Here is a 19,484-nt window from a genome sequence, read left to right as displayed (position 1 = left end):
TATGGTACAGACATCTGACAGCGCCCTGAGAGGGGCGCTTACCGAAATCTTTATGGCGGCGGTAAAAAGCGCCGATCCCTTTGAGGCCCTGATCAACGCCCTGCCGGAGAAACCGCGCGGACGCTGCATTGTGGTGGGCGCCGGAAAAGCCAGCGCCGCCATGGCCGCCGCGCTGGAAGCAGCCTGGCCGGACGTCGATATGCACGGCGTAGTGGTGACCCGCTACGGACATGCGGTGCCCACGCAGCATATACGCATCGTCGAGGCTGCGCATCCCGTGTCGGATGCCATGAGTGAAGTCGCATCGATGCTGATGATGGAGCAGGTGAAAAACCTCAGCGCAGAGGATTGCGTTATCGCCCTGATTTCCGGCGGCGGGTCGTCATTACTGGCCTTGCCGCGTCAGGGGATCACTCTTGCTGACAAGCAGGCGGTGAATAAAGCGCTGCTGAAAAGCGGTGCCACCATCCAGGAGATGAACACCGTGCGTAAACAGCTCTCGGATATTAAAGGCGGGCGACTGGCACTGGCCGCGCAGCCCGCCCGGGTGATCACCCTAATCATCAGCGATGTACCCGGTGACGACCCGCAGAGTATCGCCTCGGGCCCGACGGTGGCAGATACCTCCACCGCCGGGGAGGCGCTGGAGATTGTGCATCGTTACGGACTTAATCTGCCGGAGCACATTATGCGGGTGCTGGAAACACCGCGCCCGCAGGTGACGGCCGCTGATATTGCACAGGATATCCGTATGATCGCCACGCCGTCGGGGGCGCTGGCCGCGGCGGCATCAGTGGCAACCAAAATGGGCTTCACGCCGATTATTCTGGGGGATGCGCTTGAAGGTGAAAGTGCGCAGCTGGGTATTGTGATGGCCGGTATTGCGAAGTCGGTTAAACAGCACGGTGTGCCGGTGAAAGGCCCGGCCGTGCTGCTCAGCGGAGGGGAAACCACGGTCACCATTGGTCAGGGCGGAGCCGGGCGTGGTGGACGCAATACTGAATTCCTGCTTTCACTGGCCTGCGCGCTGAAAGGAGAAAAGGGGATTTATGCCATCGCGGGTGACAGCGACGGGATTGATGGCACGGAAGATGCGGCGGGGGCCATTGTTACCCCGGAAACACTGGCGCGAACCGCAGGTGATGCGAAAGCGTTTCTCGCTGCCCATGACAGTTACAGCTATTTTGCCACGTCCGGGGATCTGCTGATCACCGGCCCGACGTTAACCAACGTTAATGACATTCGGGCGGTGATTGTGCTGTGACATTATGCGATGCCGGGCAGGCAGGCGTGCCACCCGGCAATAACATTACAGCGCCGAGCGACGATACGGCGCGTAATCCGCCTGCCACCAGGTCTTCTCAATACGCGCCATCAATTCGTCTTCAGAGATAGCGGACGCAACCCCCTGGTCAATGGCCGTGCGCGCAACGGCAAACGCAATGGTGCGGGAAACCGACTCAATCTGATCCACCGGAGGCAGCAGGCCACCTTTTTCGGTGGTGACCAGCGGAGACTGCGCGGCCAGCGTGCGGCTGGCGGTCATCAGCATCTCTTCCGTAACCCGGCGGGCGTGACAGGCCATGATGCCTAAACCGAGGCCCGGGAAGATATACGCGTTGTTGCACTGGGCAATTTCATACTGCTCGTTTTGATAGAACACCGGTGCGAACGGACTGCCGGTGGCAATAAGGGCGGCACCCTGGGTCCACTCGATCAGATCCTGCGGCTGTGCTTCTGCACGCGATGTTGGGTTAGACAGCGGCATAATAATCGGGCGCGGGCAGTGGCGATGCATCTCTTTGACGATCTCTTCACTGAACAGCCCTGGCTGACCCGAAACCCCAATCATCACCGTTGGCCTGGCGTTTTTCACCACCTCCAGCAGCGAAATATTATTCGATTCAACCTGCCAGTCCTGGAGATTTACCCGCGCCGTAAGCAGGTTTTTCTGGAAGTCGAGCAGGTTGGTCATGTCATCCGTCAACAGGCCAAAGCGATCGACCATAAAGATCCTGCTGCGGGCTTCGGTCTCGGTCAGGCCGTCATCCACCATCAGCGCCACGATTTTTTCCGCGATGCCACATCCCGCTGAGCCGCTGCCTAAAAAGACAACGCGCTGGTCGCGAATGCGGGTTCCCGCGGCGTGAGCGGCGGCAATCAGCGTGCCGGAAGTGACTGCTGCCGTGCCCTGGATGTCGTCATTGAAACAGCAAAGCTGGTCGCGATAGCGCTGGAGCAGTTTGGTCGCGTTCTTTTGGGCAAAATCCTCGAACTGGAGCAGCACATCCGGCCAGCGCGCTTTAACGGTGCTGATAAACATGTCCATAAATTCCGCGTACTGGTCATCGCTGATTCGCGGATGGCGCCAGCCCATGTACATCGGGTCGTCGAGGTGCTGCTGATTGTTGGTGCCGACATCCAGCATAATCGGTAGCGTAGAGGCCGGGTGCACACCGCCACAGGCGGTATACAAAGACAGCTTACCAATCGGAATACCCATGCCGCCGATCCCCTGATCCCCAAGCCCCAGAATACGTTCGCCGTCGGTGACCACTATGACGCGGATATCATTGCGGGAAAAACTCTGGAGCATCTCGTCAATACGGTGGCGGTTAGGCCATGAAATAAATAAACCACGCGCACGGCGATAAATGGTAGAGAAGTGTTCGCACGCTTCACCTACGGTTGGCGTATAGATGATGGGTAAGGTTTCTTTAAGGTGCGAGCGTAACAGGTTGTAAAATAATGTCTCGTTAGTGTCCTGGATATTTCTCAGATATACGTGACGGGAAATATCACTCTTGAAATGACAGAATTGCACCCAGGCGCGTTCGGTCTGTTCCTCGATAGTTTCTACATTATGCGGTAATAAACCGTGCAGGTTAAAATTGTCGCGTTCTTCTTTAATAAATGCCAGCCCCTTGTTTAACAGCGGATTTTCCAGCAAAACGGCTCCGTTATACGGTGTATAAAGCACTTCTTTGCGAGACATGGGTAACTCCTGAGCGAATTTGAATTAAAACAGATTAAGAAATTAAATAAATCATAATGCCTTCTGTCAGCACACCCACGGCAGTACCAATCAATATCGATGAAGAGGCCGTGTCAATATAGGTGTCGCTGCGTAACGCAAACATTCCTGCGGCAATGGCGGAAGGTGTCGCGCCAATAATTACAACCTGCTGCAATAACGTATGGCTGAGCCCAAATGCCAGACCGGCGGCTGCCATCATGGCTGGCTGAATAAGGTTTTTAATGCTGATATTGGTAAATGTCTGCACGTTTAGTTTTGGACGTTCACCGTAGAAAAGCAGCCCAAGGGCAAACAGAGAAAGCCCGCCAGACACTTTGCCAACCATTTCAATCGGCATACTGAGAATATGGGGTATTTGCACACCGGCCAGGCTTAACAACACGCCCGAAACCGGGATCCAGACGATGGGGTTGCGGGCTGCTTTGATGAGGTTTTGCAGCACCATCGCACCCGGATGCAGCGCGTTGAGGCTCTCATCACTTTTATCTCCCATACGAATCAATACGATAGTCAAAGGGATCATGATGACGCTGGTAATGATGTTGCCGATCAGTACGCCGATAAATCCTTCCGGGCCAATCAATACCGCCAGAACCGGGGCACCAAAATAGGCCATATCCGGGAAGGCGCAAACCAGTGACTGAATGGCGCTGGTTTTAATATCATGACGGAAAACAAAGCGTGAAATAAACAACGTCAGTAAATAAGAACCCATTAGGCCAACAACCAGCACGGCCATAAACGTCAGGTTCTTAATTTTATTGGGGTCGGTATTTAACGCGCCAATAAAAAGATGAAAAGGAAGGGCGAAGCGGATAACGACCGTTGCCAGAACGTTAGCATCTTCACGCCGGGTATAACCAAGTTTTCCGCTTAACCACCCTAATAGCATAATAAAGACGAGTGGAAACAGGGACTGTAATAATAATGAGGGCATAAGATATCCTGTCGAGTACATTTTATGGGTATTGTTGATGCGCTAATCTAGCGGTTAGCAAACAGGGCAGGAGTGATAACGGTCACACTCTATCTGGTTTTATTAATTTCAAAATGGTTGTTTTAGTTTGATAAGCCTGTGTGCATTCATATATTGATGAATGACAAGAAAAACGCAGTAATTTATAAAAAACAGAATCGCCGGTAACTTTAGTTACGCAATGATGATTTAAGTTATTTAAAATGGAATTACCATACTGCTCACATTTCCATCAATCATGTCGCCGGGCGATCTGTTTTACTGAATTTGGCCATGATATTTTCACCCTGAGCCTGTTCTATAAAAGGCCTTATTACATATTTTTCTTTTTAGAACGTTTTAAATCTGATGGATAACATCACGTTATTCTTTTTCTCTGTTTATCCGAACTGACTAATCAGGTGATTATATGAAAGATAATCCTGTACATCCTTCTCCGGCGGTATCCCCCCGTTTTACCTTCAACCTGAACAATGCCGAGGTTGGGGCCGTGCCGTTGATCTTGTTTGTGGGCATTGCCTCTATCGTGGCCATTTCCGCGTGGGCGGGTCTGTTGCCGAAAAATATGATTGGCGGGCTGGCGGTGATCATGACGCTCGGTTTCGCGTTTGCCAAAATCGGTCGTCAAATCCCGGTGCTGAAAGATATCGGTGGCCCGGCGATCCTGTGCCTGATGGTGCCATCGATACTGGTTTATTTCGGGGTGTTCCAGAAACATACGCTGGATACCGTTCACCTGCTGATGAAAGAGGCGAACCTGCTCTATTTTGTGATCGCCTGTCTGGTGGTGGGCAGCATTCTGGGGATGAACCGCATTCTGCTGATCCAGGGGATGATCCGCATGTTTGTTCCGCTGGTGGTCGGCACGCTGATGGCCGTGCTGAGCGGGTTAATCGTCGGTTCACTGTTCGGCTTTACGCCGTATCACACGTTCTTTTTCATCATCGTGCCGATTATCGGGGGCGGAATTGGTGAGGGGATTTTGCCGCTGTCGCTGGCGTATTCGGCAATACTGGGGCAAACACCTGACGTCTATGTTGCGCAGCTGGCACCGGCCGCGGTGGTGGGGAATATCTTTGCAATTATCTGCGCAGGCGTCTTTGCGCGTCTGGGAGCGAAACGGCCCTCGCTTTCAGGGAATGGCATGTTAACCCGTGGCAAAAGTGAGGATAACCTGTTCACTGGCGCGCAGCATGTGCAGCCGACCGATTTTCACCTGATGGGCGGCGGCCTGTTGATGGTATGCGCGTTCTTCATTGTGGGGGGATTGTTTGAAAAGCTGGTACACATTCCAGGCCCGGTGCTGATGATCCTGATTGCCGTGCTGTGCAAGTACTTCCGGCTGATCCCGGACTCGATGGAGCAGGGGGCACACAGTTGCTATAAGTTTGTGTCCGCAGCCCTGGTGTGGCCGCTGATGATTGGCCTTGGCATGTTGTATGTTCCGCTGGAAAGCGTGGTATCGGTCTTTTCCGTGGGATACGTGGTGGTGTGCGGCTCGATTGTGATAGCGATGGCGTTAAGCGGGTATTTTATTGCTTCGCGGCTGAACATGTACCCGGTTGAAGCGGCCATTGTGACCTGTTGCCACAGCGGCCTGGGCGGAACAGGGGATGTGGCGATTTTGTCCGCCTCTAACCGTATGTCGCTCATGCCGTTCGCGCAGATTGCCACCCGTATTGGCGGCGCGTCGACGGTGATTTTCGCCACGCTGCTGCTGGGATGGATAATGTAGTGTTGACGGAAGCAAGCCGGGTAGACACCTGGCTTGCTGAACGGCAATCAACGATGGCGGATTTGCAGCGTTGCAGGCAGGTAGCGCTGTAGCGGCTCCGGCGTATTGCCATCAATCAACTGGGTTATCAGGTCGTAGCAGTGCCAGGCAAGCTGACGGTTGTCCTGCTGCACGGTATCAATACGCAGAGACAGCGAATCGTAGAGATAGTGATCGTCGAAGCTCGCCAGATGAATATCGGAATCGAGCAAATTGTGCTGGCTCATATAGCGCAGTACCCCTTCCAGCAACCCGCAGGCAGCAGTAAACAGCGCCTTTGGCGGCCGACCGAGACGGGCGCAGAGGGCGGCGAACATCTCGTAGCCGGAACTGGGATGATAGTTACCGTTGATCACCCATTCCGGATGCAATTCGATACCCGCCTGGGCCAGACCCTGCGTAAACCCAGCCAGTCGGTCGCGAGACGGCGATAGCCGCGGCTGGCCGCCTAAAAACCAGAACTCATCGCTATGGGAAGGCGCGATACGGGAAATCAGATCTGCCGTCGGGGTAATCGAGTCGGTCATGACCAGTGGCAGGGCGCTTTCATTAGGGCAACGGTCAAACAGCACCACCGGCAGCTGGTTGCTGAGCTTAAGATAGTCGGCATCATTATGCATACAGGAGGCGACGATCAGCCCGTCAACCTGACGGGCAATCATATTGTTCACCACCATGTTCTCCTGACTGGGGTTTTCATCAGTACAGGAGATAAGCAGCTGAACGCCGGCCTCGCGGCACAGTGTTTCAAGCTCGTGGGAAAAGACGGCAAAACCGTAGTTGGTGATCTCCGGCACCACCAGCCCGACGGTGTGGCTGCGGTTATCGCGCAGCGAACGGGCATGAATGCTCGGCTGATAATGATGCTCACGGGCAATCGCCAGCACGCGCTCGCGAGTTTCCTGCGCCACGCGCAGCTCCTTGCCACGCCCGCTCATCACCAGGCTGGCGGTTGCTTTGGAAACGCCAGCCAGTTCGGCAATATCTTTAATGGTTACGCGTTTGGTTTTCATTACGACGCCATGAGCCTGAAATCAAAACGCTTATTCTACCATGCATCGTCGCAGCGGCCAGTAGCAGAATGCTTCAGGCGTGATCCCGGAGAGCATTAGCTGTGCCGGATAGTCCGGGAAGTAGCGGCTGCTCATGACACCTTCACCGTCGTTGATGAAGATTTCCACGCTCGACTGGTCGATAAAAATCCGCAGCGAGCGAACCTCGCCGCGCCAGTAGCGATAGTGTGTTTCGTCACTGGCGAGGCTGCGTCGCGCCAGACGGATGCCGCCGGCATCGCGCCCGAGGGTTAACGCGCCACCGAAATCGATGCGTAATGCATCGTCGCGGGTGGTTTCCAGGGATATTTCCATCGGTTCCAGCGGCAGGGCACTGCTCTGCCAGCTGCGCGCCTCGCCACGCAGGGCGTTGAGTTCGCGCAGCGGACGCTGCCAGAGCTGACCGTTGATCAACTCCAGCTCGCGCAGGCAGGTCATCTGATGGATCCAGCCATTAGCCAGCGTCGGCTGAAGCATCTCTTCGCCGTCCGGCACGCCCATCCAGCCGACCAGCAGACGTCGACCGTCGCTGGTCTGCATGGTTTGTGGCGCGTAGAACTCAAACCCGGCGTCCAGCTCGTGCAGTTCGCCGTGTTTGAACGCCGCGCGGTGGTAGTCGAAATCGCCGCTCATCCACACTGCCGGGTAGGTGTTGAGGTAGCGCTCTTTCTCTCGAGGCACGCCCTGCGGGCAGCAAATCAGGATATGCTGGCCACCGAGCGCAAACAGATCCGGGCATTCCCACATATAGCCCGCCTCGTCCAGGCCGTTGATAGCGTAACCAGCAATTTCGCCCTGACTCGTCCATTCATGCAGATCCGCCGAGCTGAATAACAGCACCTTGCCACGCTTTTGCAAATCCTGTGCGCCCAGCACCATGTACCAGCGACCTTCATGCTGCCAGACTTTCGGGTCGCGCACGTGGCCGGTATAGCCCTCTGGCAGCGGTAATACCGGGCCGAGCTTAGAAAACGTGCCGTCGGCATTTTCCGTCGCCAGGCACTGCCACGCGGTTCGGCTGCCGTCGTCAAATTTAACGTTACCGGTATAGCACAGGGTGAGCGTGCCCTGACTGTCTACGGCGCTGCCGGAGTAGCAGCCGTTGCGGTCATACTCTTCATCCGGCATGAGCGCGATCGGCTCATGTTGCCAGTGCAGCAGATCGGCAGAGCTCCAGTGTCCCCAGCACTTGAACTTATGATCGCAGGCGAGCGGGTTCCACTGATAGAACAGGTGATAACGTCCGGCAAATTCAACAAAGCCGTTGGGATCGTTCATCAGCCCGGTCACCGGCGCATGGTGCCAGCGGGGATAGTGGCTGTCGGCCAGCGCGCGCGGCTGGCCCTGCATAACGGCCTGCAAAATCGCAGGCAGGCGTGATGGAAGTGACATTATTCAGCGTCCGTTTTGTATTTCAGTACCAGGGAGACGACAAAGGCGACGCTAAAGGCGATAACCATCCCGATAATGTAGTTCAGCAGCGAGCTGGCCTGCACGATAGCCATGCCAGGGATAGCCGTCAGGCCTACCGCGGTCATGTAAACATGCACGGATACGACCCACGCGCCGCCCACCGCGCCGCCAATCAGGGCTGCGATAAACGGTTTTACAAAGCGTAAGTTAATACCAAAAATCGCTGCTTCGGTGATGCCGAGCATGGCAGAAAACGCCGAGGGTAGGGTAATGGCTTTAATTTTGGCATCTTTGGTTTTGAACCACACCGCCAGACAAGCGCCACCCTGGGCGACGTTGGCCATTGCCCAAATCGGCAGCAGGAAGTTGACGCCGATGGACGGGTTGCCAAGCAGTCCTGCTTCGATGGCATGGAAGCTGTGGTGAATACCGGTAATGACGATAACCGAATAGAGGCCGCCAAACAGCAGTCCGGCCAGCCAACCGGCGTGGGTAATCAGGGTGCTAAGGACTAACGAAATACCGTCGCCAAGCGCGCGACCGGCCGGGCCGATAATCAGCAGGGCGATAAAACCGGAAATGATCACCGTCAGGAACGGCGTCAGGATCAGATCCAGCGCATCGGGGATCACACGACGCAGTTGTTTCTCAACGATGCTCATAAACCACACCGCCAGCAGCACCGGGAACACTGTGCCTTGATAGCCGATCATGGCAATCTCAAGTCCGAAGAAGTTCATGGTGTGGAAACCGGCGGCCACACCCCAGGCGTTGGTGAGCGCCGGGTGAGTCAGGATGCCACCAAGCGTTGCGCCGAGATAAGGATTACCGCCAAATTCACGGGCGGCGGTGAAGCCAATCAGGATCGGCAGAATAATAAATGCCGCTGAGCTGCACATATCCAGCATGATGTAGATGGCGTTGCCCGGGTCGACCCAGCCGTAAGTTTTGACCATCCCCAGAAGGCCCATCAACAGGCCGGAGGCGACGATAGCCGGGATGATCGGCACAAAGATGTTCGACAACAGGCGGGCAATGCGCTGGAAAGGATTCAGTTTTTTAGCCGCAATGTCGGCAGCTTCCGATTTACTGGATTCGCCAATCCCTGCCGCCTGGATAAAAGCGGCGTAGACTTTGTTTACCACCCCGGTGCCGAAGATAATCTGCATCTGTCCGGCGTTACGGAAACAGCCCTTAACCCCATTAATTTTGCCGATGGCCTGCTGATCGGCCAGTGAATCATCGACCAGCACCAGGCGCAGGCGCGTGGCGCAGTGCGCGGCGCTGGCGATATTTTCCTTGCCTCCCAGAAGCGGAAGTAGCGAGCGGGAAATCTGTTCAAAATCCATAGTACCCTCTGAATGCGTATTGATTTTCGAGTCGCCGTCCCGTGGTAGGTGGGGCGCATTCTCTTCGTTGTTATTGTTTCCGGGGCGACGAACCGTACTTTGTCGCCCCGGCGGTTACTGTTGCCAGGTGTTTACCATCAAAACCAGGTTTCCATCTGCATCCCGAACGACCATTCGCCGCCCGATTTAAACCCACTGCTGCCCAGCGCGTCATCACTGGCGTAATTATTGAGTTTTTTGCTCCAGTCCATCCATGAGGTGTAAAGACGGATTTCAGGACGACTGAAGAAATCACCGATGTCGCCAACCTTAAAGGTCGGGGCGAAGGTGAGCTTGTAGAAGCTACCGTTTACCGCATGGCGATCGTTATAACCTTCAGGTTTGAGATCCATATACTGGTAGCTGCCTTCATAAGCGAGGGCGAAGTTCTGATTGATCTCCTGGATCAGGCGCATGTTGAGGGTTGCCCACTGATAGCTGTCGCCATCGACATAACGGTCTTTACTGGTTTGTGCCAGTATTGCTGGGGCGATAAACCAGTTCTTGCTCAGCGGCGTGGTGCCGTAGCTGGCGAAGCGCCAGGTGTTGGCCCCCGAGCGTAACGCGCCGTCAGAGCCGACGCCTTTAACTTCTGCACCCAGGCCGTGACCGTAGAGCAGGGCGGTTTTGCTGGCGCCTTCACGCAGGCCGTAAAAACTGTCGTTATGCAACCCAAGCAGCGTATGCACGCCGGTATTTGCCGCATCACCTTTGACCGGATTACCGTTGGTATCCTGGCGTTCGTCGTTGTCTTTTGCCCGCATCCCGCTGACCATCACCTGCACCGGACCGATGAAATTGTTCATGCTGACGATGTAGTTCTGCACGCTGTTGCTGGTATCAGCAATATCGCCGAAGTTACGCCCGTAAAGAGAGAAGTTGCTGCGAACGCTGTCGTTCCATCTGACATCGTAAATACCGCCGCCGGTACCGGCGAGGAACACGACATCCGAGTCGATCCAGTGAATGTCAAAGTTATCCCGGTCAAAGCGTTTCCCGGCCCACAGGGTGGAGCCTTTAAACGGCCCGTCGAAGGTGGGTAAGTTACCCAGTTCAACAAAGGCCTGACGCACGTTCAAATCACTGGTGCTTGCCGTCCAGTCGTTATAAGTGGTTTGACCGTCGGCAACCATGACTTTGAAGCGGGTCGTTGCCCCGTTATCCAGGGTCTGCTTATGTTCAAGATTCATTTCAACATAGGTATCGGCCTGGTTTCCCAGACGGCCAATAGCCCCGCCGGTTTCCCCTGCAGGCGTCATATAGGCCCCGGATTTGGTGCTGGCACCGGAGTCATTCATTATCACGCCGGAACGGGCGTAGCCGTGGAACTCAAACCCGCTTTTTTCATCGGCTTTTTTCTCCAGTCTGGCGGTACGCTGCGCCACTTCCTGAGTGCTGTCCTGGGTTTTTTGTTGCTGTGTCGTGAGCAGCTGTACTTTCCTCTCTGCCGACTCTGCACGGGTTTCTGCCGTTTGCGCTCTGTTTTCTGCATCCTGTAAGCGTTTTTCCAGCGCAATTAAACGGGCTTCGATACTGCTGAGATCCGTTTGTGCATGGGCTGAGGCGGCGCCGGTTAGCAAAGCGATAAGAACCGCGAGTGTGCTTTTTCTGAACATATTGATTGCATCCCAAAAGGAAAATTAAAAATTGTGTGTTTTTGCTAAACCGGTTTAGTTGCTATGTTAAGCACGACATTTAACATTTTGAAATTGATTTTGCTAAACCGGTTTAATAAGTGTGATGGATGCAACAAAGTGGACCGCGCACGACGGTATTTAGGATCAGATCTGGCGTTGTAGATCGCGCTGGTATGGAAGGGCAGTCATTGCGCCTTTCGCCAGGGTTGCCAGAGCGCCGCAGGTTTGCGCCAGAGTGAGCGTTGGTTCCAGGGCATTGATATCCGCCGGCATCCCGTTGGCTGCAAGGCTGGCGAGCAGTCCGGCGACAAACGCATCGCCCGCACCGGTGGTATCCACGCTGATAACCGGTTTCGCGCTGAAATGAGCAAACTGCTGCCGGAATGCGGCGATGACGCCTGCTTTACCCTGAGTCACCAGCAGTAATTCAGGCTGATAGCGTTCGGTGATGCTGGCGATCCCCTGCGCGATATCATTACTGCCGCTGATGAATATCAGCTCTTCTTCGGACAGTTTCACCACGTTCGCCAGACGCAGGGCGCGGTCAAGACAGGTGTGCAGTTGGTTCTGATCCTGCCAGAGATCCAGGCGGATATTAGGGTCAAAGCTCACCCGGCCACCGGCACGTTTGATTTTTTCCATCGCGGCAAACGTCGTACTGCGGCTGGGTTCGGCGCTAAGGGCAATAGAGCAGACGTGCAGCCACTGATTGGCGGCAAACGCCGGCAGGTCTTCTTCTTCCAGGTACAAGTCCGCGCTGGGACGCACCATAAAGGTAAAATGTCGCTCGCCCTGATCGTCAAGGTCGACCACCACGGTGGAGGTACGATGCTGGCCGTCAAGGCGCATATGGCTGACGTCAACCTGCTCCTGTTGCAGGGTATGGCGCATAAAGCGACCAAAGGGATCGTCGCCGACGCGCCCGATAAACCCGCTATTGCCGCCAAGGCGAGCAACGCCTACCGCCACGTTAGCCGGTGCGCCGCCGGGACACTGCAGCAGGCGGCCTTCACTTTCCGGCAGTAGATCCACCACTGCGTCACCCAAAACCCAGACTTTTGCATTCATGTTGGTATTTCCCCTCTCAATGCTAAACTTAATTAAACCGGTTTAGCTCATTAAAGCACAGGGATACAGTAAGTGAAATGCCACGATCCGAAAAGTGCGAGTCAGGGGCAAAAATGAACCGTTGAAATGTTGCCTGATTTTCAGGTGAGATAAGACGCAAAAAAGCCCCCGAGGGGGCTAAAGGGTTTTGCTGCTGCGAGAGGAAAGGTGACCCTCTTACTTGGTCAGTTCAGCCGTCATATGGACGCGGTTATTAAACTGAGCGCTGGTAATTTTGTATGACGCACCCTGTTCAGCTGCCTGCGCGGCAATTTTGGCTTCTGCACGATCCAGGGTGGATGCGTTAGCGCTGATACTCTGCGCGAAAGCACCGAAAGACATCAGAGAAAGAGCGGAAACTACAACTAAAGTTTTGATGGTTTTCATGGTCGTATTCCTTAAGTTATTTTGTTCGGTATGGGCTGTGTTGCCCTGATGTGATAAATAATAGGACGAGCATGAGGTGATTAAAATCGAAACAATTTGCTTGCATCATTCAGAAAAATAGAATGATTTTTGTGGTTCGTGGATCCACCGCGTATCGAAATTCCGTAACTGCCTGCTTTGAGTGAAAAAAACACCTTTCGGGGGTTTTACTGTGTAATGATGAAGTGGCGCTACTTCATTGACTCCAGGACCAATAATGAAAAGACGTTATGCCATTGCTGATGTATTTACGGATACCCCTTTTCTCGGCAATCCCGTTGCCGTTGTTTTAGATGCTGAAGGTATGAGTACCGAACAGATGCAACGGATTGCGGTTGAGTTTGGCTACAGCGAAACAACGTTCGTTTTGCCACCTGATAAGGTGGAAAACACTGCGCGAGTCAGGATTTTTACCCCCTCGCGTGAAATTCCATTTGCCGGGCATCCCAACGTAGGCACCGCCTATGTCCTGGCACAATATGCCGTTCTGGCGGGTGATGTGGTGCCTGACACCCTGCGGTTCGAAGAAATTGCCGGACTGGTCCCGATTACGATCCTGAAAGATAACGGCAAGGTTACTGGTGCTGAACTGCTTGTGCCCGAACCATTATCCTGCCGCTCTGAAGTGAGTCCTGAAAAAGTCGCCGCTTGTCTGTCTCTGGACGCAGAGGATATCAGCACGAAAACGCATAACCCGCTTGTCGCGTCGGTAGGGTTGCCATTCCTGGTGGTGGAGTTGGCCTCACGCGAGGCGTTACGCCAGTGTGTGCCAAATTTACAGGGATTTCGGGAACTCCTGCCGCTTGATGGGGCGGTCTCTATTTATGCCTGGGTCGCAGAATCCGATCCCGACGCGCAATGCGATCTTCACGCGCGGATGTTTACGCCGCGTATGACCGAAGACCCGGCGACGGGCAGCGCAACCGCCGCCGTCACGGCCCTGCTGGCAACGCTTCAGGATAAAAAGACGCTCGCACTGCATATCCGCCAGGGTGTGGATATGGGGCGCGCAAGCTCGCTTTATACCCACTACGATGCGACGTCCGGTGAGCCGCTGGTCAGAGTGGGTGGCAAGAGCGTCATTACCATGGAAGGTACGTTTAGCCTCTGACGTAAACAGGCTATTTCAGATCTAACAACGTTATTACGCTGGCAATCTCTGCAATATCACCGGCGGATAATGGCTGAAGCGGGCGGGGCAGGCAGTCAACGTCAGTCAGCCCCAGAACGCCCGCCGCAGCGGCCACCACGCGGATACTGCCGCCATGTTTGCGATAAAGCGCCCATAAGGGCTCCAGGCGCGCAACCAGGGCGGTAACCCGGGCATGATCTTTCATCGCCGCCGCCTGGGTTATCTGTATTGCGGTTTCCGGGAATAGCCCTGCGCAGACGGAATACCAAATCTCACACCCCGCATTGAGCCCCAGGCCTGCAAAAGCATCACCGCTGATACCGATGGTCACACCCGGTTTGAGCTGACTGCGTAAGTTCCTGACGCGTTCAGCAGCCGCTTGTGCCGTATCAGGTACGCCTGGGATTTTGACCGAGCCAACGCCATCCAGCGATGACAAGCGACCGTGCAGTTCATCCGAATACGTAAAATGCGTTGTGCCGGGATTGTCATACACGCATATCGGCAGTGATGTGTGCCGGCTCACCGTTTCAAAGAGGCTGAACACGTCGTCATCCCTGAGTGACTGGTAACTGACTGCGGGCAGGAGCAGTGCATCCGCGCCTGCCTGCTGGGCATCTTCCGTCAGACACAGAATGGCATCGGTGCTGATGGCGCCGACACAGACCATCATCGGAATATCCCCGGCCAGTTCACGGGCAAGGAGAGCAACACGTTTGCGTTGTTCCCGTGTCAGGTAGGCATAACTTCCTGTCGAGCCCAAAATCCCCAGGGAATCGACCCGTGCGGCGGTGAGACGCGACAGGATCTTCCTGAATCCAGCCTCATCAACATCGTTGCCGGTGACAGGGGTTAACGGGAAAGCGCACAAACCAGTGAACATGTTGTTTCTCCAGCAAAATATTGAGTGTTATTCCGTAAGAAGCGTCACGTCAAACCACAGGCCTGGCATCATTTTTTCAAGGCCATCCGTCAGCATTTTTCCGGCTTCATGAAGTTGTTCCAGCGGCATTTGTGGCAGGCTTTCCAGAATAAACCACATTTGCCGGGCTTCCACATCCAGGCGTGTCCTGATTCCTTGCCTCCAGTTCCAGCGGCGGCAGGTCACGCCTGTGTCGTCCCGCCAGATAATTTCCCCGGCGGAAGGGTACTCAATAGCAGGCTCGCCATCTTTCACCGTATCAAAAGGTTCTGTGCCGTCTGAAATCGTCAGACACGGAGCACCCTGGTAGGCCGCAATATTCTCGCCACCAACGGGAATGGCGTAACGGAGGCTCACGGCGTTATACAGATCAACAACAGGGTCGAGTGCCGGCATCATACCATCACGCAATACGCGCTTGCGCAATGCCTCGGCGGAACACGGTGTCCGCTTTGGTTTGGCGCCAAACTTCTGAAAAACATCTGCCCATGCCGCCAGATGAGCTTCTGCCCATTCGGGCCCGCCTGCCAGTATGGCTTCACAGGCTTCGCGTAGCGCTATCTCTCCAGCGCCAGGGTTCACTACCGGCGCGGCTTTTACGCTGATACTCAGCGCCCGAAAACCAGGCGCAATACGATAAATTTCCGGGGCAATTGACGGAGATACTGTTAGCACGGGATAATCCTTTAATGACCAATTTATTTCATGATAATGACCTATGACCAAAAAAGTCAATTTAATGACCGATGCAAATTCCATTGTCAGCACCGTAAATGAAGCGGTATCTCAGCGGATTAAGCTGTATCGCAAGCAAAAGAAAATGTCCCTCGATGAGCTGTCTCGTCGGGCCGGGGTCAGCAAAGGCGCACTGGTTGAAATCGAAGGGTGTAAGGCGAACCCGAGTATTGCGCTGTTATGCCGCCTGGCAGCAGCGATGGGTGTTTCAGTGGCTGATTTTGTTGATGTCAGCTCAAAACCGACGGTGCATCTTATCGCGGAAGATGAAATCCCTGAGCTCTGGAAAGGTGAGAAAGGTGGACGGGCGCGGCTTCTTGCGGGGTCCGGTGGCCCCGATATGACGGAGCTCTGGATGTGGGAAATGCAGCCGGGAGAAAAGTTTGCCTCACCCGGACACCCTGAAGGAACCCTCGAACTGTTTTATGTGCAAACAGGAACGCTTACGCTTGGAGTACAGGATCATCAGTACGTGGTGAAAACCGGTTGTTCGGCAACCGCCAGGACCGATGTCCCTCATTTCTACGAGAACCAGGGCGAGCACCCACTGAAATTTATCATGACGGTAAATGAAAAAGCATCCTGAGTGATGAGCGATAAGATTTGTCGGACACACTGCACGGCAAATCCGCTATCAGCATAACGATCTCTGCTCGTTCAGCCATGCCTGCTGCGAAATGGAATACAGCAGGCTAGGGGGCGCATTTTTTACGTCATGAATTTCCCGGATGTACTTCAGCCCCGATTTTTCCAGCACCTTTTGCGATGCCAGGTGATTTCCTCTGACCACGGCGGCGATCTCCGGTAATTTCAGCGCGTTAAATCCGTATTTCAGCGCGCCTTCAGCGAATTCAGTGGCCAGCCCTTTTCCCCATGCTTCGGTGGCGAAACGGTATCCGAGATTATTAATCGTGATGCCGTCATAGCTAAGAATGCTCAGCCCGCCAAAGCCGATGATGCTTGTTGGGGTATCGAGAAGTGAAATAGCCCAGTTGCCAAATCCGTGTTGTTCACGGTGGCGGATCCAGCGTTCCAGCACCGTTTCTGCATGATGAAGGTCAGGATAGGGGCCGGAAGGGTTAAAGGTGTTGGTGGCCGGATCGCCATAAATGCGGAACAGGGCGTCTGCATCGGATGCCACAACGGGGCGAAGGCACAGGCGTTTCGTTTCAACGGGCAAACTGGGCTCCTTATCGACAAATGGCTACGCGGGGTTCATTTCACCTGTAACAGTATTGCCATCAGCCCCGGAAAGCGGGCGTCAAGATCGTCTCTTCGCAGGGAAATCATATTTTCTCGCCCCTGAGGGCGCTGCCAGATCACACCGCTGTCGCGTAAAACGCGCCAGTGATGGGTCATGGTGGACTTCACCACGTCTTCAGGCCGCAGGGCATTACAGCTCAGTTCTTCGCCATCGGCAAGACGGCGGATTATCGATAAGCGTAGCGGGTTGCCGAGGGCAAACAACACATTTTCCAGCAGTATTTGTTCAGGTTCAGGGTGGTTTGGGATCATAGTTTTCCTGCGTCAGGCATCAGATTGAGCTATATCAACAATAGGTCAATCATCAAAAAATAGTTCGATAATACTCGTACAATGGGACTATTATAGCAAACGAATGAATACACGGCCATCCTGGCCTTCACAACAGAGTCTTAGAGACTTAAGGAAATATCATGCCCCGACCCATCCCGCTCGAACGTTATCGCAACATCGGTATCTCCGCGCATATCGATGCCGGTAAAACGACCACCACTGAACGCATCCTGTTTTACACCGGGATGAGTCACAAACTGGGTGAAGTACACGATGGCGCGGCAACTACTGACTGGATGGCGCAGGAGCAAGAGCGCGGAATAACCATTACCTCCGCAGCCGTTAGCTGCTTCTGGCCGGGTATGGACAGAGGGTTTGAGCCGCACCGGATCAATATTATCGACACCCCCGGGCACGTGGATTTCACCATTGAAGTGGAACGATCCATGCGTGTGCTCGACGGTGCGGTAATGGTGTATGACTCCGTGGGTGGCGTACAGCCGCAGTCGGAAACTGTCTGGCGTCAGGCGAATAAATACCATGTACCGCGCCTGGCGTTCGTCAACAAAATGGACCGCCCGGGGGCTGATTTCTTCCGCGTGGTGCAGATGATGCACGATCGCCTGAAAGCCAATCCGGTGCCGATTGTGATCCCGGTTGGTGCTGAAGATCACTTCAGCGGCGTGGTTGATCTCATCAAGATGCGCACTATCGTCTGGGACGATGCTACGCAGGGCATGGTGTTTACCTATGCGCCAGTGCCTGATGACTTGCTGAGTACCGCCCAGGAATGGCGGGAAAAAATGGTGTCAGCGGCGGCGGAAGCCAGCGATGAGCTGATGGATAAATACCTTGAAACCGGTGAGCTTGATGAGGCCGATATTATCCGTGGACTGCGCAAACGCACCATTTCAGGAGAGATCCAGCCGATGCTGTGCGGCAGTGCCTTTAAAAATAAAGGCGTGCAGCGAATGCTGGATGCCATTGTCGAGCTGATGCCATCGCCGCTGGACGTCCCGGCCATTGATGGTGTGGACGAAAAAGGGCAACACGCAGAACGTCATCCAGGCGATGAAGAACCGTTCTCAGCGCTGGCGTTCAAACTGATGAGCGACCCGTATGTCGGGCAGTTGACCTTTATCCGCGTTTACTCTGGCGTGCTGAGAAAAGGCGATGCGGTCTACAACCCGGTGAAAGGTAAAAAAGAGCGCATCGGGCGTATTGTGCTGATGCACGCCAACGACCGGCACGAAGTGGATGAACTGCGAACGGGCGACATCGCCGCCTGTGTTGGCCTGAAAGATGTGACAACCGGCGATACGCTGACTGACCCGAATGCGGTGATCACGCTTGAACGTATGGAGTTCCCGGACCCGGTGCTCTCCCTTGCGATCGAGCCGAAAACCAAAGCGGATCAGGAAAAAATGGGTATCGCGTTGCAGCGTCTGGCGGCGGAAGATCCGTCGTTCCGTTTGCACACTGACGAAGAGTCCGGGCAGACGATTATCTCCGGGATGGGAGAACTGCATCTGGAAATTATCGTCGACCGTATGAAACGTGAGTTTGGCGTAGAGGCGAACATTGGCCGTCCGCAGGTTACTTACCGCGAAACCCTGCGCAAAGCGGTGAAAGATATCGAGGGCAAGTTTGTACGCCAGTCTGGTGGTAAAGGTCAGTACGGTCATGTGGTGCTGAGCCTTGAACCATTAGCGCCGGGAAGTGGTTTCAAATTTGAAGATGCCACCAAAGGCGGCGTGGTGCCGCGCGAGTACATTCCTTCAGTGGAAAAAGGGCTGCGCGAAGCCATGAACACCGGCGTACTGGCGGGTTATCCGGTGGTGGATGTGAAAGCGACCCTGACGTTTGGTTCGTATCACGATGTCGACTCCTCGGAGATGGCATTCCGCATGGCAGCAATCCTCGGTTTTAAAGAGGGGGCGCGCAAGGCGGATCCGGTGATCCTTGAGCCTGTGATGCACGTCGAAGTGGAAACGCCGGAAGATTACGCCGGGAATATCATGGGCGATCTCTCATCCCGTCGCGGTATGGTGCAGGGCATGGAAGAGCAGTATGGCAGCCAGATTATTCGCGCTGACGTGCCGCTCGCCGAGATGTTTGGTTATGCCACCACGCTGCGCTCGATGTCGCAGGGGCGCGCAACCTACACGATGGAATTCCATCATTATGCGGAAGCTCCGCGTAATGTAGCGGATGAAATCATTGCAGGGCGTACGAAGTAAGATAATTAAATGCACACGGCAGCTAAATGACTGCCGTGTGTATTATTGCTACGACAGGAGATTCGCAAAGAATGAATTGCATCAGTATCTACGCCATATCGCCGATTGG

17 protein-coding genes are annotated in these 19,484 nt (G+C 54.6%); 5 read left to right on the top strand and 12 right to left on the bottom strand.

What is annotated here, in order from left to right:
- Position 1 precedes the first annotated feature (1 nt).
- Positions 2-1,264 carry a glycerate kinase gene (locus tag N1249_RS11695; RefSeq protein WP_409193140.1) on the top strand — a complete coding sequence of 421 codons (1,263 nt, stop codon included), beginning with the start codon at positions 2-4 and terminating at the stop codon, positions 1,262-1,264.
- Positions 1,265-1,309: 45 nt separating this feature from the next.
- Here N1249_RS11695 and N1249_RS11690 read toward each other — a convergent pair whose 3' ends face one another.
- Positions 1,310-2,995 (bottom strand): NAD-dependent malic enzyme, encoded by a 1,686-nt coding sequence (locus tag N1249_RS11690; protein ID WP_259829441.1) that lies wholly within the window; start codon positions 2,993-2,995, stop codon positions 1,310-1,312.
- Positions 2,996-3,029: 34 nt separating this feature from the next.
- Positions 3,030-3,974 (bottom strand): AEC family transporter, encoded by a 945-nt coding sequence (locus tag N1249_RS11685; RefSeq protein ID WP_259829439.1) that lies wholly within the window; start codon positions 3,972-3,974, stop codon positions 3,030-3,032.
- A 448-nt stretch (positions 3,975-4,422) separates the two neighbouring features.
- Here N1249_RS11685 and N1249_RS11680 point away from each other — a divergent pair, with 448 nt between their 5' ends.
- Entirely contained in the window at positions 4,423-5,748 is a 1,326-nt protein-coding gene (locus N1249_RS11680) for a 2-hydroxycarboxylate transporter family protein (protein WP_259829437.1), read from the top strand.
- Between the two features lie 47 nt (positions 5,749-5,795).
- On the opposite strand, the gene N1249_RS11675 is transcribed toward N1249_RS11680, so the two are convergent.
- From N1249_RS11675 to N1249_RS11650, 6 genes are all read right to left on the bottom strand, one after another.
- A complete protein-coding gene (locus N1249_RS11675) occupies positions 5,796-6,800 on the bottom strand; it encodes a LacI family DNA-binding transcriptional regulator (protein ID WP_014070402.1) in 1,005 nt (334 codons plus the stop codon).
- Between the two features lie 30 nt (positions 6,801-6,830).
- Positions 6,831-8,231, bottom strand: coding sequence for a sucrose-6-phosphate hydrolase (locus N1249_RS11670; protein ID WP_259829434.1), 1,401 nt, complete (start codon positions 8,229-8,231; stop codon positions 6,831-6,833).
- On the bottom strand, positions 8,231-9,601 hold the full coding sequence (locus N1249_RS11665; protein ID WP_259829432.1) for a sucrose-specific PTS transporter subunit IIBC: 1,371 nt from the start codon (positions 9,599-9,601) through the stop codon (positions 8,231-8,233). Before N1249_RS11665 ends, N1249_RS11670 begins: the two co-directional genes overlap by 1 nt.
- A 137-nt stretch (positions 9,602-9,738) precedes the next feature.
- On the bottom strand, positions 9,739-11,256 hold the full coding sequence (locus tag N1249_RS11660) for a carbohydrate porin (RefSeq protein ID WP_259829430.1): 1,518 nt from the start codon (positions 11,254-11,256) through the stop codon (positions 9,739-9,741).
- Positions 11,257-11,421: 165 nt separating this feature from the next.
- Entirely contained in the window at positions 11,422-12,345 is a 924-nt protein-coding gene (locus N1249_RS11655; protein WP_259829428.1) for an aminoimidazole riboside kinase, read from the bottom strand.
- 216 nt (positions 12,346-12,561) lie between these two features.
- Positions 12,562-12,771, bottom strand: a complete 210-nt coding sequence (locus tag N1249_RS11650) for a YdgH/BhsA/McbA-like domain containing protein (RefSeq protein ID WP_182061216.1) — start codon at positions 12,769-12,771, stop codon at positions 12,562-12,564.
- 256 nt (positions 12,772-13,027) lie between these two features.
- On the opposite strand from N1249_RS11650, the gene N1249_RS11645 reads away from it, so the two are divergent.
- Positions 13,028-13,921 (top strand): PhzF family phenazine biosynthesis protein, encoded by an 894-nt coding sequence (locus N1249_RS11645; RefSeq protein WP_259829426.1) that lies wholly within the window; start codon positions 13,028-13,030, stop codon positions 13,919-13,921.
- A 10-nt stretch (positions 13,922-13,931) separates the two neighbouring features.
- Here N1249_RS11645 and N1249_RS11640 read toward each other — a convergent pair whose 3' ends face one another.
- Both N1249_RS11640 and N1249_RS11635 read right to left on the bottom strand, forming a co-directional pair.
- Entirely contained in the window at positions 13,932-14,825 is an 894-nt protein-coding gene (locus tag N1249_RS11640; protein ID WP_259829424.1) for a dihydrodipicolinate synthase family protein, read from the bottom strand.
- Positions 14,826-14,852: 27 nt separating this feature from the next.
- Positions 14,853-15,539 carry a B3/4 domain-containing protein gene (locus N1249_RS11635; RefSeq protein ID WP_259829423.1) on the bottom strand — a complete coding sequence of 229 codons (687 nt, stop codon included), beginning with the start codon at positions 15,537-15,539 and terminating at the stop codon, positions 14,853-14,855.
- A gap of 43 nt (positions 15,540-15,582) precedes the next feature.
- Between N1249_RS11635 and N1249_RS11630 the strand changes: the two genes are divergently transcribed.
- On the top strand, positions 15,583-16,185 hold the full coding sequence (locus N1249_RS11630; RefSeq protein ID WP_259829422.1) for a helix-turn-helix domain-containing protein: 603 nt from the start codon (positions 15,583-15,585) through the stop codon (positions 16,183-16,185).
- Positions 16,186-16,233: 48 nt separating this feature from the next.
- On the opposite strand, the gene N1249_RS11625 is transcribed toward N1249_RS11630, so the two are convergent.
- Complete coding sequence (locus tag N1249_RS11625; protein WP_259829420.1) at positions 16,234-16,779, bottom strand: GNAT family N-acetyltransferase; 546 nt, start codon at positions 16,777-16,779, stop codon at positions 16,234-16,236.
- A 35-nt stretch (positions 16,780-16,814) separates the two neighbouring features.
- Positions 16,815-17,114 (bottom strand): helix-turn-helix transcriptional regulator, encoded by a 300-nt coding sequence (locus tag N1249_RS11620; protein ID WP_014070388.1) that lies wholly within the window; start codon positions 17,112-17,114, stop codon positions 16,815-16,817.
- A gap of 161 nt (positions 17,115-17,275) precedes the next feature.
- Between N1249_RS11620 and fusA the strand changes: the two genes are divergently transcribed.
- Positions 17,276-19,375 carry an elongation factor G gene (fusA, locus tag N1249_RS11615; RefSeq protein ID WP_259829417.1) on the top strand — a complete coding sequence of 700 codons (2,100 nt, stop codon included), beginning with the start codon at positions 17,276-17,278 and terminating at the stop codon, positions 19,373-19,375.
- Positions 19,376-19,484 lie beyond the last annotated feature (109 nt).

Origin of the sequence: Enterobacter sp. CP102 (genome assembly GCF_025152625.1) — a bacterium.
Lineage (GTDB): Bacteria > Pseudomonadota > Gammaproteobacteria > Enterobacterales > Enterobacteriaceae > Enterobacter > Enterobacter soli.
This window is presented reverse-complemented; position numbering and strand designations above follow the sequence as displayed.